Origin of the sequence: Maricaulis sp. (assembly GCF_048269565.1) — a bacterium.
In the GTDB taxonomy this organism is placed as follows: Bacteria; Pseudomonadota; Alphaproteobacteria; order Caulobacterales; family Maricaulaceae; genus Maricaulis.
The window spans coordinates 212,124-227,404 of the sequence record NZ_JBLXIK010000003.1; the positions used below are offsets into that span (position 1 = coordinate 212,124).

Consider the following 15,281-nt stretch of genomic DNA (forward strand, 5'->3'; position numbering starts at 1 on the left):
CGTCTTTCAGGGCGAGCGCGGGCTTGCGTCCATGGCGCCATTCTCGAGCCGGAGAATGAGGGTGTCTGCCCTTCCGCTCCCGGCGCCGGCAAATTCCAGCCGATACTCGGATGTTTCAGCGAAGCGAAACATATTCTCCCTGAGCGGCAAAAGCGTGTGCGCCTCCTGCCCCTCGCGCTGATAGACCAGTTCCCCGTCCACGACAGAGACATGCCGGGGCCCGTACTGGCCTGCATAGGCCTGGAGCTGGCGCTCGCTCGGGACCCAGGGGTCGAGTTCGGCCGCGAGCAGACCAGCCTGCCAGTCGGCGGCGAAGGCCTGGTCCGGCACTTCGCTCGTCGCCGCGATCTGCCGGTAGATTTCAAGACGCGCCTGATCGAGCGCCAGCCCGGCGGGCACGGCAATATCCGGTGTGACGCCGATGCCATCCCAGTTCGTGCCCGTGACGGGGTTTCGGGATGTGGCTGTCGGGATGAAGACAGAATAGCCGCTTGAGGCGAGGAAGAAATCGCCCGGATTGGCGCCGCCGGCGGTTGTCTCGCCGACCAGCGTGGCGCGTTGCATGGCCTGCAGGTGGTAGGCAAGCGCTTCGGCCGCGGACAGGGTTTCAGGGCCGATGAGGATGTAGAGCGGGACGTCCGGCCGGTGTCCGGCGGGGTGGGCAGGCAGGGTGCGCATTTCGACCGGCTCGCCGGCTCGCGGCAAGAAGGTATTGTAGAGCACCTCGCTCCCGGCGGGGAGGAAATGGCTGAGGAGGTATTGAACCATGTCCGGCGATCCGCCCCCGTTTTCGCGCAGGTCGATGATCAGCGCATCGGTATGGGCCAGATAGGCCAGCGCGGCACGAGCCGTCGGTTCGGCTGGTTCCAGCGGCGCAAATCCGGTCAGGTTGAGGTAGCCGACATTGGCCTCCAGCAGTGACAGCTCGCCAAAGGCAAAATTGTTCCGCCGAAGCGAAGCCCAGCGGTCCGGATCCGCGGGCTCGTTCGCGGCGGCCGCTTCCTGCGCTTCCTGGGCGGCCCATTCTGCCCGCGTTTGCGCGACTTGCTCAGCGCCGCGCCAGCGCACTTCGAAATGCCGGTCCGTTTGCTGCAGCTGATCGGTGAGGATCGCTGCGAGCATATTGCCGGACGTCACAGTTTCGATATCGGCATCCTGGTTTAGCGCGTCGAGCGAGGTCGCGATTTGCCGGGCCAGACCGGCGTCAAAATAGTTGTCGGCGATCAACGTGCCGATCTCCGCGATCGCTGCTGAACGGCTGGCAGGATCGATGGCATCATCTTGCGCGTCCGCTGCGGAGCCGATCAGCACCAGTGCGAGGATGGAAAATAGAGTTTTCATAACGTCCCCTTGTCAGACAGGGCTAAATGCCAGCTGCCGTTTAGCCGTAGAGTGGCGAGCGCCTGAAATTTTCGTCATCCACGGATGGACGGGGGGGCGCATGGAGAGGCCTCGCCCCGGGGCCAGCCCCGCGCCCGAATCTTACCCACATAAAACCTGCGCCCCGTCCCTGTCCCACAAGCCAATCGCCCTATACTGAGCCTTACGAATCACGAGGCGCTATTCCATGGGCGATAATTTCGATCCCGATGCAGGTCATATCATCGAGGAACCCTTCGATGAGGCGCTGTCCAAGCGCTATCTGGCCTATGCGCTCTCCACCATCACCCAGCGGGCGCTACCCGATGCCCGCGACGGGCTGAAACCGGTCCACCGGCGGCTGCTGCATGCGATGCGCGAGCTGAAGCTGAACCCGGATTCGGCGTTCAAGAAATCGGCCCGCATCGTCGGTGACGTGATCGGTAAATATCACCCGCATGGCGACCAGTCGGTCTATGAGGCGCTGGTGCGTCTGGCCCAGGATTTCGCCTCGCGCTATCCGCTGGTCGAGGGCCAAGGCAATTTCGGCAATATCGACGGCGATAGCGCGGCTGCGATGCGGTATACCGAAACCCGCCTGACCAAGGCGGCGGAGCTGTTGCTGCAGGATATCGAGCACGGCACGGTCGATTTCGAGGAGACCTATGACGGCTCCGAGCGCGAACCGCTGGTGCTGCCCGGTGCCTTCCCCAACCTTCTCGCCAATGGCTCGACCGGCATTGCCGTCGGCATGGCGACCTCGATCCCGCCGCATAATGCCTGGGAGTTGTGCCGGGCGGCGCGGCATCTGATCAAGAAACCCGAGGCCGAGACCGTCGATCTGCTGAAATACGTCAAGGGCCCGGATCTGCCGACCGGCGGCATCATTGTCGAGCCGGAGTCGGCGATCCGCGAGGCCTATGAGACCGGACGCGGCGGTTTCCGGGTGCGCGCGAAATGGGAGGTCGAGGATATCGGCCGCGGCATGTGGCGCATCGTCATCACCGAGATCCCGTACCTGGTGCAAAAATCCAAACTGGTCGAGCGCATCGCCCTGATGATGGAGGCCAAGCGCCTGCCTCTGCTGGAAGACGTGCTCGACGAGAGCGCCGAGGATATCCGCCTGGTGCTGGAGCCGAAGAGCAAGCTGGTCGATCCGGAACTCCTGATGGAGTCGGTGTTCAAGCTGACCGATTTGGAAAACCGCTTCCCGCTCAATCTCAATGTGCTGGACCCACAGGGCACGCCGCGGGTGATGAGCCTGAAGGATGCGCTCAAGATCTGGGTCGAGCACCGGCGCGAGGTCGTGGTGCGCCGGGCCGAGACGCGGCTGGCCAAGGTCGAGGACCGGCTGGAAGTGCTGGCCGGCTATCTCATCGTCTATGCCGATCTCGACGAGGTGATCCGCATCATCCGCTTCGAAGACAAGCCCAAAGACAAGCTGATGCAGACCTTTGAACTGTCGGAACGGCAGGCCGAAGCCATCCTCAACATGCGGCTGCGCAGCTTGCGCAAGCTGGAAGAGCTGGAGATCCGCAAGGAAGACGACAATCTGCGCGGCGAACGCCAGAGCCTGGCCGATCTGATTGCCTCCACCGAGCTGCAATGGGCCAAGGTCGATGGCGAGATCGCCGAGGTCGAGAAATATTACGGCCCCAAGACCGCGATCGGCGCCCGCCGCACCGTGTTTGCCGATGCGCCGCAAGTGGCGGCCGAGACCTCGATCGAGGCCTTCATCGTGCGCGAACCGATCACCGCGGTGCTCTCCGAGCGCGGCTGGGTGCGGGCGCTCAAGGGGCACAGCTCCGATGTCACCGAGCTGAAATTCAAGGAGGGCGACCGCTCCGCCTTCGCCGTGAAGTGCGAAACGACCGACAAGCTGTTGATGTTCGCCACCGACGGCAAGTTCTACACGCTCGACGCCAACAAGCTGCCCGGCGGCCGCGGCCATGGCGAGCCGGTGCGCCTGCATGTCGATCTGCCCGATGATGCGGCGCCGATCGGCCTGTTCAAATATGATCCGGAACGCACCTTGCTCATCGCGTCGGGCGAGGGCCACGGCTTCCGCGTCGAGGAGAAGGACTGCATGGCCGCCAAGAAGGGCGGTAAGCAAATCCTCAATCTGGTCGATGGCGATGAGGCCTTGCTGTGCATTCCGGCGATGGGCGACCAGGTCGCGGTGATCGGCGAAAACAAGAAAATGCTCGTCTTCCCGCTCGAGGAGATCTCGGTGATGACCCGCGGCAAGGGCGTGCGCCTGCTCGGCGGCAAGGGCGCCCGCGTCGCCGATGTGATGGTGTTCTCGGCCGAGGAAGGCCTCACCTGGCTCGACGGTGCCGGCCGCCGTCACGCGCTCGATGACTGGCAGATGTGGCGCGGCAAGCGCGCCCAGGCCGGCAAGATGGCGCCGCGCGGTTTCCCGCGCAGCCTGCGTTTTGCACCACGCGGCTCGGAATTCCTCGCTTCACAGGCGAAAGCTGAATAAATAGATTAGCGTATCGTGATTTCGGCCCTTATGGCCTGCCCGGGAGAATAAAGTATGGACTCGTCAATCATCATTCTTATCGTTGTTATCGTTGTCGGGTTCATCCTGGTCGGGATCTATAACCGCCTCGTCGCGCTGCGGCAGACCTGTAACCAGGCCTGGGGCGATGTCGATGTCCAGCTCAAGCAGCGCCATGACGTCATTCCCAATCTGGTCGAGACCGTGAAGGGCTATGCCACCCACGAGACCGACACGCTGGAAAACGTCATCAAGGCCCGCCAGGCCGCGATTGTCGCGCCGAATGTGAAAGAGCTCGCCGGTGCGGAAAACATGCTCTCCGGCGCCCTGCGTCAGCTGTTCGCGCTGTCGGAAAGCTATCCTGACCTGAAGGCCAACCAGAACTTCATGCAGCTGCAGAGCGAATTGTCGGACCTGGAAAACAAGATCGCCGCCGCGCGCCGCTTCTTCAATAATGCCGTCGCCGAATTCAACACCGCGATCGAGCAATTCCCGGCGGTGCTGATGGCCAATATGTTCGGTTTTTCCAAGCGTGACTTCTTCGAAGTCGCCGAGGCCGAGCGGGCTGCGCCCCAGGTCAAGTTCTAGGATCAAATCCCATGATGTTCGGGGCGGCAGGACTTCGCACCCATATCTGGAACAATAACCTCAAATCCATCCTGCTGCTGGCTGGCTTCCCGGTTTTGCTGACCCTGATCGGCTACGCGATTGCGCTCCTGGTGATCGCGATGACCGGTGAAGCCAGCTACATGACGTCCAAGGGCTATGCCGGCGAGGCGACGCTCGGCCAGTCGATGATGGCGGCCTTCCAGATCCTGCCGGAGATCGCCGTCTGGGCCCTGATCGGGGCCGGCATCTGGTTCGTCATTGCCTGGTTCGGACACCAGGCGATGATCAATGCCGCCACCGGTGCCAGCTCGATTGCCCGAAAAGACGAGCCGCGTTTTTACAATCTCTTGGAAAACCTGTGCATTTCCCGCGGCATGACCGTGCCGAAAATGGCGATCATCGAGACGCCCGGCCTCAATGCCTATGCCTCCGGCCTGACCGAGGGCCAATACACCGTCACCGTCACACGCGGCCTGATGGACACCCTCAATGATGCCGAGCTCGAGGCCGTGCTCGCCCACGAGCTCTCGCATATCCGCCACCGTGATGTGCGCTTGCTGGTGATCGCGATCATCTTCGTCGGCATCATCTCCTTTGCCGGCGAGATCGCCTTTCGCGGCATGCTGCATGGCGGGCTGCGGGCCAGCAGCCAGATGGGCTCGCGCCGTGGCGGCGGTTCGCGCAATGGTGGCGCGCTGATCTTCATCGCCCTGGCCTGTATCGCCGTGGCCTACATCTTGGCGATCGCGATCCGTTTCACCCTGTCGCGGCGGCGCGAATACATGGCCGATGCCGGCGCCGTCGAGCTGACGCGCAATCCCGATGCGATGATCTCGGCGCTGGCGAAAATCTCCGGCCATTCCGAAGTCGGCGATGCGCCCGACGAAGTCCGCGAAATGTTCATCGAGAACCCGCATACCGGCTTCATGGGCGTGTTCGCCACGCACCCGCCGATCGAGAAACGCATCGAGATGCTGGTGCAGTATGCCGGCGGGCAGCGCCGGGTGCCGGCGAGTGCCGTACCGGAGGTGTAAGGCGGCAACCGGCCGGGGCGGTGATGCCTCCAGCCGGCCGCGCATTGCCCCAGGCTGGTCTATTGCCTGAACAGGCAGAGCTTGTTCTTGTCCAGATCCCTCACATAGGCCGAGAAATAGGGGCCGCGCTGCATCGGCTCGCCCTCATTCTCGCCGCCCAGCTCGATCGCGAGCATGTGGAGCCGTTTGACTTCGTCGGTCGATCCCACATTGAGGCCGAGCATGGCGCCATTGCCATGGGTCGCGGGCTCGCCATTGAAGGGCTCGGCGACGGCAAAGGCGAAATCCTGGCCGAGCCAGTAGGTCATTCGCCCTTGTGGCAAGGCCGGCCCGACGTCGGAGTCGGCGAACAGGGCGTCGTAGAATTTTATCGAGGCTTCCATGTCGTTGGTGCCAAGTGTGAAGTAGCTCATCTTCATGCGTGTTTCTCCTGTATGCCGGCCAAAAGTGTGAGGCGATGACCCGAGGCTATCGACAAATACGTCATTTAATGTCCTATTTGTTTGATGGCGGGCTCAAGATCGATCGACAGGCTCAGGCGCCTGGAGCTGTTGGCGGCGCAGCTGAAGCAGGACGAATTCTGCACGGTGAACGGTCTCGCTTCGGAGATGGGGGTCAGCGGGCGCACGATCACGCGTGATCTTTTGCTGATGCGCGAGCAGGGGGTGCCGATCGACGCGGATCGCGGCCGCGGTGGCGGGGTCCGGCTCGACCGCAATTGGGGCGTCGGCCGTCTGAACCTCGCCTATCCGGAAGCGATCGATCTCCTCATCAGCATCGAGGTCGCGCAAAAGATGGAATCGCCGCTGTTTCTGGCCAATCTGGCTTCGGTCCGGCGCCAGCTGGTGGCCTCCTTCTCGCCAGAGAAACGCAAGCGGGTAAACCGGCTGAAGTCGCGGATCCTGATCGGGACGACGGCCTCGACTTATGTCCAGGCGGGCATCGCCTTGCCGCCGAAGCGGCTTGTCCAGACATTGCACCAGGCGTTTATCGATCAGGAGTTGCTGTCGATCCGCTATCGCAGGGAAGACGGCGCCATGTCGGAGCGTCAGATCGAACCGCACTATTTCCTGCTCAAATACCCCGTCTGGTACATCATTGCCATCGACCGCCTGCGCGATGCGCCGCGCACCTTCCGGTGCGATCGAATTTCCAGCGCCGCCCGGACCGGGGCGTCATTCCGCCTGCTGCCGAAATCTGACTTCGCGCAATCTCTGAAAGACGATGACCTTCGAGTGTGAAGTGGTGCTCACCCCGCCCGGGGGGCACGAGCGGTCAAAGGGTACAGCGATCCTTCTACTCCGCGCCTTCGCCTTCAATGGACGCCGGCTTGGCCTCCGGCTCCGGTTCTTCCGGCTCATCATCCTCCAGCACTCCGACAAAGGCCTCGCGGAAAATAAACCAGACCGAAGTGAAGAGCGCCGCGATCACCGGGCCGAGGATGATGCCGACGGCGCCGAACAGGCCGAGCCCGCCAAGGGTCGAGATCAGCACCATCAGATCGGACATTTTCGCATCCTTGCCGACCAGCATCGGCCGCAGGATATTGTCCGAGGTCGAGACCACCACGGCGCCCCAGAGCGCCAGCGCGATACCGGCGACGGGGTTGCCCGAGGCGATCAGCCAGATCGAGGCGGGGCCCCAGATCAGCGGCGGTCCGACCATCGGGATGATGGAGAGCAGGGTGGTGACGGCGGCCCAGAAGATGGCGCCGGGCACGCCGGCCGCGAACAGGGCGATGCCGGTCAGCGAGCCCTGGATGACCGCGATCAGGAAGGAGCCCTTCACCGTGGCGCGAATGGTGGAAATGGCGCGCTGCGCCAGCAGCTCGCGATCCTTGCGCACCATCGGGATCAGGCTGACGGCCTGGCGTCCGGTTTCACGGCCCGTGAGCAGGAAGAAGAACAGGGCATAGATCAGGATGAAGAAATTCAGCGTCGCGATCAGAAAACCGCCGGTTCCCGCGCGCAGGCTCGAGACCAGGATGCGCCCCATTGATCCGGCGAGATTGCCGATCTGGGCCGTGATCGAGGCCTGGTACTGGATGATGTCGGCGCGAAACGGCAGCCATTCCGGCAGGCTGTCGAGCCCGTTGGCCCGGATCAGTGCCACCTGTTCCTGCACCCAGGGCGTCACCATGCCGGTGACTTCGATCGCCTGTTCCGCCACCACGCCGAGCAGGATCGAGGCGGGGATGACAAAGGCCAGCACCGAGCCGGTGACCAGCAATCCGGCGGCGACGCCCTTGCGTCCGCCCAGTTTCGCACTGAGCCAGTCCTGCGGCGTCTGCAGGAAGAGCGTCAGCACGGCGGCGAGAAACAGGGTCGCCAGATAATCGCGGATCATCCACAGGAAGACCCAGGAGATGATCAGCGCAATGATGATGATAAAGCCGCGCTCGAGCGAGATTTTGCGGATCGGGGTCATGGGGCTCCTGGGCGCGGGGTTGCGGCCATACTAGCGCGCCGGCGGGATTCGCCAAGGGCGGGGCGGGCGCACTCACCACCTCAGCCGTAAAGCCACTCCGGCAGCCCGGTCGCCAGCCAGGGCAACAACACCACCGCCACAATCGCCAATATCTGGATCACTACAAACGGGATCGCGCCGCGATAGATGGCAGCTGTGGTCACCGATGGCGGGGCGACGCCGCGCAGGTAGAAGAGGGCGAAGCCAAAGGGCGGGGTGAGGAAGCTGGTTTGCAGGTTCATCGCCATCAGCACGCCGAGCCAGACCGGATCGATCCCCATCACCAGCAGGATCGGCGCCACGATCGGCACCACCACGAAGGTGATCTCGATGAAGTCGAGGAAGAAGCCCAGCAGGAACATCACCAGCATCACCACGGCCAGGGCGCCATACTTGCCGCCGGGCACGGCGGAGAGGGCGTTCTGGACCACGAGATCGCCGCCGAGCTCGCGGAAAATCAGGGAAAACAGCGCAGCACCGATCAGGATCACGAACACCATCGCCGAGATATTCGCTGTCGAGGCCATGACATCATCGAGCACGCCGGAGCGTTTCAGGCGCAGCAGGCTGAGCGCGGCGCCGACCAGGGTGATGGCGACCAGGGCGAAGGCGAGCATGCTGGCGGCCGGGCCGAGATCGGTGACGTAGAGCCGCCGCTCCGAGCCGATATTGGCCAGCAGCACGAGGGCAAACAGGCCGAGCAGGGCGGCGAGGCCGGCAAAGGCGACCAGCTGGCCGCCCAACGGGTTCTTGGCCGCGCCGGCATTGCGGGCGCCGGCGATGAAGGTCGCACCGACGGCGCCGACACCGGCGGCTTCGGTTGGCGTGGCAACGCCGGTCAGGATCGAGCCGAGCACGGCGGTCATCAGCGCCAGCGGTGGCAGCAGGGCGTGCAGCAGCTGGCCCCAATCGGTGGCGCCTTCGCTGGCCGGGGCTGCTGGGGCGTCATTGGGGCGGACGATGGCGACGCCGATCTGGTAGAGGATATACATCGCCACCAGGATGAGACCCGGGATCAGCGCGCCGGCGAAGAGGTCGCCGACCGAGACGATGTCGGGCGAGAAAATCCCCTGCGAGCGCTGCGCTTCCTGATAGGCATTGGAGATCTGGTCACCAAGCAGGACCAGCACGATGGAGGGCGGGATGATCTGGCCGAGCGTGCCCGAGGCAGCGATCGAGCCGGCGGCGAGTTCGGGTGAATAGCCGCGTTTGAGCATGGTTGGCAGGGATAGCAGGCCCATGGTCACCACGGTGGCGCCGACGATGCCGGTCGAGGCGGCCAGCAGGGCGCCGACGATGACGACCGAAATGCCCAATCCCCCGCGCATGGTGCCGAACAGCGCGCCCATAGCCTCGAGCAATTCCTCGGCGATGCGCGATTTTTCCAGCATCACGCCCATGAAGACGAAGAGCGGCACGGCGACGAGAATGGAGCGGTCCATCTCCATCAGATTGCCGTAAATGCGCTGCGGGAAGGCGCGCAGATGTATCGGGTCGAACAGGCCCAGACTCATTCCCAGCAGGGCGAAGCCGAGCGCCACACCGGCCAGGGTGAAGGCGACCGGATAGCCGCGCAGGAGGGCCGCGAAGGCGGCCAGGAACATCAGAAACGGCAGGAGCTCGATGAACAGGGCCATGCTAGATCTCCCCCGCGCTGGCATTGGCCGGGGTCGACGGAGCTTTCTCGCCCGCAATCGTCAGGGCGGCGCGGGCGGCCATCGAGATGCCCTGCAGGATCATCAGCACGGCAAACAGCGGAATGGCGGTCTTCAGCGCGAACACTAGCGGCAGGCCGTCAGCCTCACGTGAGCGTTCCAGGATGCGCCAGGTGGAATTCATATAGCCAGTCGAGCTCCACAAGATCAGGGCGCTGGTCGGGATCAGGGCGAGATAGGTGCCGGTGAGGTCGACCCAGGCTTTGCCGCGTTCGCTCATCTTGGAATAGAAAATATCGACCCGGACATGGCCATCGCTGAGCAGGGTGGAGGCCGAGGCGAGCAGGAAGAGCAGGGCGTGCATGTAGATCACGCTCTCGGCCAGCTTGGTCGAGGCATAACCGAACACATAGCGCTGTACGACGACGGTTGCCGTCGCGATCACCAGGCCGAGGGCAAACCAGCGCGCCGCGCCGCCCAGGCTCTGGTTGACGGTGTCGATGATGGCGGTGGCGCGGCGCAGGGCGCCGGTGAGGGCGGCTGGCAGCGCCATGAAGCGCCCGGCGATCGCGGCCAGAAGCGGGATCAGCAGAAGCGGCCAGCCAAACCGGCCGATCTGGCCGAGTACACCGCCGATCGCCTGGGCCGTACTGGCCAGATGCGCGCCTGACCAGGCCGCGACGCTGCCGCCGCTGGCGATATCGCCCACCGTCAGCGCCAGCACGGCGCCACCGGCGGCCAGGATCAGTCCGTCCCCCTGCCGCATGATGATCAGCCGCCCAGCACGCGTTCGCGCTGCGCCATATAGGGCATTTCCGAGATCCGGTCCCAGCTGCGCATCGAATTGCGCGTTGCCAGATAGCTGTCATAGACGCGCCGCGTCATCGCATCGCTATTGCCGGTATCGGCCACGACCTGTTCGGAGATCTCGCCGATCCGCTCCCAGATTTCTTCGCTGAAGCGGCGCAATTGCACGCCGTGCTGATTGATCAGCACGTCCAGCGCCAGGGCGTTCTGGTACTGGTATTCGGCCAGGCTCTGATTGTTCGCAGCCCAGCAGGCCTGTTGCAGGATTGCCTTGTGGTCGCTGTCGAGCCCGTTCCAGACATCGAGATTGATGCCGACGGCGAGGCTGGAGCCCGGCTCGTGGAAACCCGGTCCGTAATAGAAGGGCGCTTCGCGGTAGAAGCCGAAGGCGAGGTCATTCCAGGGGCCGACCCATTCGGTCGCGTCGATGGTGCCGTTCTGCAGCGCCGGATAGATCTCGCCGCCCGACAGGGTGACGGCCGCCGCGCCCAGTTCGCGCAGCACCGAGCCGCCGAGGCCCGGCATGCGCATGCGCAGACCGCGGAAATCTTCCAGCGAATTGATCTCGCGCTTGAACCAGCCGGCCATCTGGTGTCCGGAATTGCCGGCCTGGAAGGGTTTGATGTTGAACTGGGCCGAAAGTTCGTCCCACAGGGCCTGGCCACCGCCAAACTCGACCCAGCCCATGATTTCCGCGGCCGTCATGCCCAGCGGCACGGCGGTGAAGAAATTGAAGGCCTGTGACTTGCCCTGCCAGTAGTATTCGGCGCCATGATACATGTCGGCGGTGCCTTCGGAGACGGCATCAAAGGCCTCAAACGCGCTGACCAGCTCGCCCGCCGCATAGACGCGTACGTCCAGCGTGCCGCCCGAGGCGGCATTGGCGAAGGCGGCGACATTATTCGCGGCGGTGCCGAGGCCGGGGAAATTGGCCGGCCAGGTCGTGACCATGCGCAATTGTTTGACGCCGCGATTGATCGCCGGTGAGGCCGGTCCCGATGGCTGGGTGCTGTCGCCGCAGGCGGTGGCAACCGTGGCGGCCGCAATGCTGGCACCGCTGAGAAATGTGCGTCTGTCCATGCTTGTCTCCCCCAAGAGCGCGTCAGTCGTTTTGTGGATCGTCGACCGGACTGTCCTCATCCTCATATTCCAGTTCGGCCTGCGGCTTCCACCCCGCGGGGGTCAGAACTTGCAGCGGCTGGAATTGCGACTTGTAAGCCATTTTGCGGCTGCCGCGTACCCAATAGCCCAGATAGACGAAGGGCAGGCTGGCCAGTTCGGCCTGGCGGATGGCGTCGAGGATCATGTAGGCGCCCAGACTGCGGCGCTCTGCCTCCGGGTCATAGAAGCTGTAGATCATCGACAGTCCGTCGCGCAGCCGGTCGGTCAGCACCGCCGCAACCAGCTCGCCCTCGGCATCGCGGTATTCGGTGACATGGGTGCGCTGGGCGCCGTCCTCGACCATCATCACGTATTCACCAAACGACATCCCGGCCATGTCGCCGTCATGATGGCGGCTGTCGAGATAGCGGTCGAGCAATTCATATTGCTCCAGCGTCGCGGCGACCGCATCGGTGGAAACCCGCAAATCGGCATTTCGGGCGAGAATCTTGCGCCAGCGGCGCTTCCAGTCGAAATTCGTCACATCGATGCGCGAGGAGCGGCAGGCATCGCATTGCTCGCAGGCCGGCCGGTAGAGCACCGCCTGGCTGCGGCGAAAGCCGGCATGGGTCAGCGCGTCATTCAGCGCCGGTCCTTCGCCCGGTTCCAGGCGCGTGAAGACCTTGCGCTCCATGCGGTCCGGCAAATAGGGGCAGGGCGCGGACGCCGTCAGGAAGAAGGGTATCTGCTGGGTGGCAAACGGGTGGGTCACGTTCTCGCCTTGCGTTGTTTCGGCCTGGTTACCGGCTCGCGCTCAAGCCCCACCGAACGCGTAATGCGCGGCAATATAGGCCGTATACCCCGCCCAGAACAAGATGATTAGTGGTGTGCCGGCCCGCAGATAGTCGACAAAGCGGTAATGCCCGGGGCCCATCACCAGAAGATTGGTCTGGTATCCGATCGGCGTCGCGAAGGAGGTATTGGCGGCCAGCAGCACCGTCATCGCGAACAGGGTCGGGTCGAGCCCCATCTGGTTGGCAGCGCCGATGGCGATCGGTGTGAACAGGATGGCGGTGGCGCTGTTGGACAGCACATTGGTCAGCACCGCGACCAGGATGAACAGCGCCGACATCAACACCACAGGCCCGAAGGGCGCGAAGACCGAGACCACGCCGAGCGCGAGCAGGTCAGCTGCGCCGGTGACCTGCATCGCCGTACCGAGCGCGATCGCCGAGCCGATCAGCAGATAGACGCGCATATCGACCGCACGCGCTGCCTGGCGGGTATTGAGACAACCGCCGGCAATCATCGCCACTGCCCCGAGGAATGAGGCCACGGCAATCGGCATCGCGCCCGTCGCGGCAAACAGCACGACGCCGCCGAAGATCACGCGCGCAATATTGGCGCGGCGCGGATCGGCCAGGGCTGTCGACGACCACTCCATCAGCAGCAGGTCGCGGTCGGCCCGCATCGCGCGCATGGCGTTCGACGCGCCGAACAGGAGGAGGGTATCACCGGCCTCAAGCCGGATCTCGCCCATGCGCGAGCGGATCATGCGGCTGCGGCGCTGGATTCCCAGCACGACGCAGCCGGTCGTGTGACGAAAGCCGATCTGGGCAATGGTGCGCCCGATCAGGCGCGAGCCGGGCGCGACGACCGCTTCCGTCATTTTCAGCTGGTCGCCCGGGCTCGGATCATCGCCGGGACCGGACGTCTGCAGCAGGCCGCGCATGAAATCGGCATTCTTCGACAACAGGTCGGTCAGCGTCTGGCGCGTCGCCGCGACGATGACGAGATCGCCGGGGCGCAATTCGATCTGGTCGAAAGGGGGCAGCAGCGCGTGTTCGCCGCGCTGGATCATCCGCACGGTCATGTCCGGCAGATCGACGAACATGCCGGCTACAGGCTTCTTGCCGGCCAGCGGGTGGTCGCTGGTCACTTCCAGCTGGGCAATGAACTGGCGTCCGCCGGCGCCGGCCAGCTCCTCTTCCATCGAGGAATGATCCGGCAGCAGCCGGGGCAGGACGAACATGACGTAGAGCACGCCGATCGCGGCGAGGAAGAGGCCCGGAACGGTCGGGGCGAAGAAGCCGAGGTGCACGCCCGATGTCGTCATCAGTGAATCGGCGACCAGCAGATTGGTCGACGAGCCGATCAGCGTTGTCATGCCGGCAAAGATGCAGACATAGCTCAAGGGAATCATCAGTTTGGACGGGCTTTGTTCCATCCGTTTGGCGATCGCGCCGAGAATCGGCACGAACATGACCACAACCGGCGTATTGTTGATGAAGGCGCTGATGACGAAGACGAAGGCGAACATGCCCAGCAGGGTCGCCTTGGGATACTGGTCAAAGGAGCGCAGCAGGGCCTGGGTCGGGCCTTCCATGGCGCCGGTCTGGAAAATGCCCTGGCCGACGATCAACAGCGCCATGATGGTAATCAGCGCCGGATTGGCGAAGCCGGCCAGCAGGGCGGTCACCGATGGATTGTCGGTCTCCAGCGGGAAGAACTGAAAGAAGACCAGCAGGACCGCGACGATGGACGCGGACACGATCTCGATCGCGAATCGTTCCCAGCAATAGAAGACGATGGCGATGCACAGGCCGCCGAGGACGGCCCACATCTGCCAATCATCTACAGATGTCATTTCCGGCATATTGTCGTTTCAGGAAGCGTCGGGCCCGATCTGGCCGATGATTACGCTAGCATGCGCCCCGCGGGCTTGCGAAGCCCTTTTGGTGCAACTCGCCGGGCCTGGCCGACTTTGTCAGAGTTCGTGACCGGCGGGCAGGATCGGTGCCTCGCGCAGCAAGACGATCGAGATGCGGCGATTGCCGGGCATGTAGGGATCATCTGGATAAAGCGGTTCCGAACCGGCCTTGCCGCGGACCTCATAGATCCGGTCATCCCTGATACCTGCGTCCTGCATGACGGCGCGGGCTGCGTTGGCGCGGTCGGCGGAAAGATTCCAGTTGGTGTAATCACCCGCTCCGGCAGGGCCGGAATCGGTATGGCCGGAGATCGAAATACGGTTGGGCAGGCGTTGGGCGATCGCCGCGATGGTATTGATCAGCGTGACGGCGCGCGGATTGGGCTCCACCGCGCCGGGCGCGAACATCGGCCGGCCTTCCTGGTCGATCAGCTGGATGCGCAGGCCTTCCGGCGTCACATCCATGATCACCTGGTTGGACAGCTCGGCCAGTTCCGGCATGGATTGCATCGCCTGGCGCAGCGACATGGCGGCGCTCTCGAACAGGGCGTCCTCCCGGCGCTGCTGCGCCTGGGCCATCGCCGACTGGGTCACTTCCGGATTGTCGGTGGTCTCGGCGGTAGAGGCGGGGGTGACCTCTTCGGTGTCATTGTAGTCTTCGGGCACGCTCGGCGCGAGACGGCGTACCATCGAGGCATCGCCATTGCCCTGGACGCCGTCCTGGCCCGGGGTCGTGCCGCCGAAGGGCTGGCCGGAGCCGGAGTTCGAGGGGCTGACACTGGCTGGCGCGAAATAATCGGCAATGCCCTGTTTTTGTTCAGGCGTGGTGGTGTTGATCAGCCACATCAACAGGAAGAAGGCCATCATTGCGGTGACGAAATCGGCGTAGGCCACCTTCCAGGCACCGCCATGGTGTCCGGCGGCAACCTTGTTGATCTTCTTGATGATGATCGGCCTGTCGTTCGCCGCCATGTCCACCCGCCTTGTTTACCGTTACCCAACTCCTGTAGACGGTTAACGTTAAGGCGAGGTTTCGA

13 protein-coding genes are annotated in these 15,281 nt (G+C 63.9%); 4 read left to right on the top strand and 9 right to left on the bottom strand.

All coding sequences use genetic code 11. From position 1 onward, the window contains the following. Positions 1 to 6: 6 nt before the first annotated feature. Positions 7 to 1,341, bottom strand: a complete 1,335-nt coding sequence (locus tag ACN0YL_RS07785) for a S41 family peptidase (RefSeq protein ID WP_417497598.1) — start codon at positions 1,339 to 1,341, stop codon at positions 7 to 9. Positions 1,342 to 1,567: 226 nt separating this feature from the next. On the opposite strand from ACN0YL_RS07785, the gene parC reads away from it, so the two are divergent. From parC to ACN0YL_RS07800, 3 genes are read left to right on the top strand one after another with little or no spacing between them, the layout of a single operon-like run. Continuing rightward, positions 1,568 to 3,844, top strand: coding sequence for a DNA topoisomerase IV subunit A (parC, locus tag ACN0YL_RS07790; protein WP_417497599.1), 2,277 nt, complete (start codon positions 1,568 to 1,570; stop codon positions 3,842 to 3,844). A 54-nt stretch (positions 3,845 to 3,898) separates the two neighbouring features. Next, a complete protein-coding gene (locus tag ACN0YL_RS07795; RefSeq protein WP_417491715.1) occupies positions 3,899 to 4,450 on the top strand; it encodes a LemA family protein in 552 nt (183 codons plus the stop codon). Positions 4,451 to 4,461: 11 nt separating this feature from the next. Then, a complete protein-coding gene (locus ACN0YL_RS07800) occupies positions 4,462 to 5,505 on the top strand; it encodes a M48 family metallopeptidase (RefSeq protein ID WP_417497600.1) in 1,044 nt (347 codons plus the stop codon). Positions 5,506 to 5,564: 59 nt separating this feature from the next. On the opposite strand, the gene ACN0YL_RS07805 is transcribed toward ACN0YL_RS07800, so the two are convergent. Next, positions 5,565 to 5,924 carry a VOC family protein gene (locus ACN0YL_RS07805; protein ID WP_417497601.1) on the bottom strand — a complete coding sequence of 120 codons (360 nt, stop codon included), beginning with the start codon at positions 5,922 to 5,924 and terminating at the stop codon, positions 5,565 to 5,567. Positions 5,925 to 6,011: 87 nt separating this feature from the next. Here ACN0YL_RS07805 and ACN0YL_RS07810 point away from each other — a divergent pair, with 87 nt between their 5' ends. Next, positions 6,012 to 6,746 carry a helix-turn-helix transcriptional regulator gene (locus ACN0YL_RS07810; protein WP_417497602.1) on the top strand — a complete coding sequence of 245 codons (735 nt, stop codon included), beginning with the start codon at positions 6,012 to 6,014 and terminating at the stop codon, positions 6,744 to 6,746. 55 nt (positions 6,747 to 6,801) lie between these two features. Here the strand turns inward: ACN0YL_RS07810 and ACN0YL_RS07815 are convergent, their stop codons facing one another. From ACN0YL_RS07815 to ACN0YL_RS07845, 7 genes are all read right to left on the bottom strand, one after another. Beyond that, complete coding sequence (locus ACN0YL_RS07815) at positions 6,802 to 7,932, bottom strand: AI-2E family transporter (RefSeq protein WP_417497603.1); 1,131 nt, start codon at positions 7,930 to 7,932, stop codon at positions 6,802 to 6,804. A gap of 80 nt (positions 7,933 to 8,012) precedes the next feature. Next, positions 8,013 to 9,608, bottom strand: coding sequence for a TRAP transporter large permease (locus ACN0YL_RS07820; protein WP_417497604.1), 1,596 nt, complete (start codon positions 9,606 to 9,608; stop codon positions 8,013 to 8,015). A 1-nt stretch (position 9,609) separates the two neighbouring features. Further along, entirely contained in the window at positions 9,610 to 10,392 is a 783-nt protein-coding gene (locus tag ACN0YL_RS07825) for a TRAP transporter small permease subunit (RefSeq protein ID WP_417497605.1), read from the bottom strand. Positions 10,393 to 10,397: 5 nt separating this feature from the next. Beyond that, positions 10,398 to 11,513 carry a TRAP transporter substrate-binding protein gene (locus ACN0YL_RS07830; protein WP_417497606.1) on the bottom strand — a complete coding sequence of 372 codons (1,116 nt, stop codon included), beginning with the start codon at positions 11,511 to 11,513 and terminating at the stop codon, positions 10,398 to 10,400. Positions 11,514 to 11,535: 22 nt separating this feature from the next. After that, positions 11,536 to 12,306, bottom strand: coding sequence for an arginyltransferase (locus tag ACN0YL_RS07835; protein ID WP_417497607.1), 771 nt, complete (start codon positions 12,304 to 12,306; stop codon positions 11,536 to 11,538). A 42-nt stretch (positions 12,307 to 12,348) separates the two neighbouring features. After that, the gene (locus ACN0YL_RS07840) at positions 12,349 to 14,181 is read right to left on the bottom strand and encodes an SLC13 family permease (RefSeq protein ID WP_417491706.1); all 1,833 of its coding nucleotides are present in this window, start codon (positions 14,179 to 14,181) and stop codon (positions 12,349 to 12,351) included. A 120-nt stretch (positions 14,182 to 14,301) separates the two neighbouring features. Continuing rightward, the gene (locus tag ACN0YL_RS07845) at positions 14,302 to 15,216 is read right to left on the bottom strand and encodes a flagellar motor protein MotB (protein WP_417497608.1); all 915 of its coding nucleotides are present in this window, start codon (positions 15,214 to 15,216) and stop codon (positions 14,302 to 14,304) included. Between the last annotated feature and the right edge of the window lie 65 nt (positions 15,217 to 15,281).

What these genes read in the sequence shown, in the direction of transcription:
- ACN0YL_RS07825 (WP_417497605.1), bottom strand. Translation starts at nt 10,392, where the DNA reads ATGCGGCAGGGGGACGGACTGATCCTGGCCGCCGGTGGCGCCGTGCTG.
- ACN0YL_RS07795 (WP_417491715.1), top strand. Translation starts at nt 3,899, where the DNA reads ATGGACTCGTCAATCATCATTCTTATCGTTGTTATCGTTGTCGGGTTC.
- ACN0YL_RS07785 (WP_417497598.1), bottom strand. Translation starts at nt 1,341, where the DNA reads ATGAAAACTCTATTTTCCATCCTCGCACTGGTGCTGATCGGCTCCGCA.
- ACN0YL_RS07815 (WP_417497603.1), bottom strand. Translation starts at nt 7,932, where the DNA reads ATGACCCCGATCCGCAAAATCTCGCTCGAGCGCGGCTTTATCATCATC.
- ACN0YL_RS07840 (WP_417491706.1), bottom strand. Translation starts at nt 14,181, where the DNA reads ATGACATCTGTAGATGATTGGCAGATGTGGGCCGTCCTCGGCGGCCTG.
- ACN0YL_RS07800 (WP_417497600.1), top strand. Translation starts at nt 4,462, where the DNA reads ATGATGTTCGGGGCGGCAGGACTTCGCACCCATATCTGGAACAATAAC.
- ACN0YL_RS07810 (WP_417497602.1), top strand. Translation starts at nt 6,012, where the DNA reads ATGGCGGGCTCAAGATCGATCGACAGGCTCAGGCGCCTGGAGCTGTTG.
- parC (WP_417497599.1), top strand. Translation starts at nt 1,568, where the DNA reads ATGGGCGATAATTTCGATCCCGATGCAGGTCATATCATCGAGGAACCC.
- ACN0YL_RS07830 (WP_417497606.1), bottom strand. Translation starts at nt 11,513, where the DNA reads ATGGACAGACGCACATTTCTCAGCGGTGCCAGCATTGCGGCCGCCACG.
- ACN0YL_RS07805 (WP_417497601.1), bottom strand. Translation starts at nt 5,924, where the DNA reads ATGAAGATGAGCTACTTCACACTTGGCACCAACGACATGGAAGCCTCG.
- ACN0YL_RS07845 (WP_417497608.1), bottom strand. Translation starts at nt 15,216, where the DNA reads ATGGCGGCGAACGACAGGCCGATCATCATCAAGAAGATCAACAAGGTT.
- ACN0YL_RS07820 (WP_417497604.1), bottom strand. Translation starts at nt 9,608, where the DNA reads ATGGCCCTGTTCATCGAGCTCCTGCCGTTTCTGATGTTCCTGGCCGCC.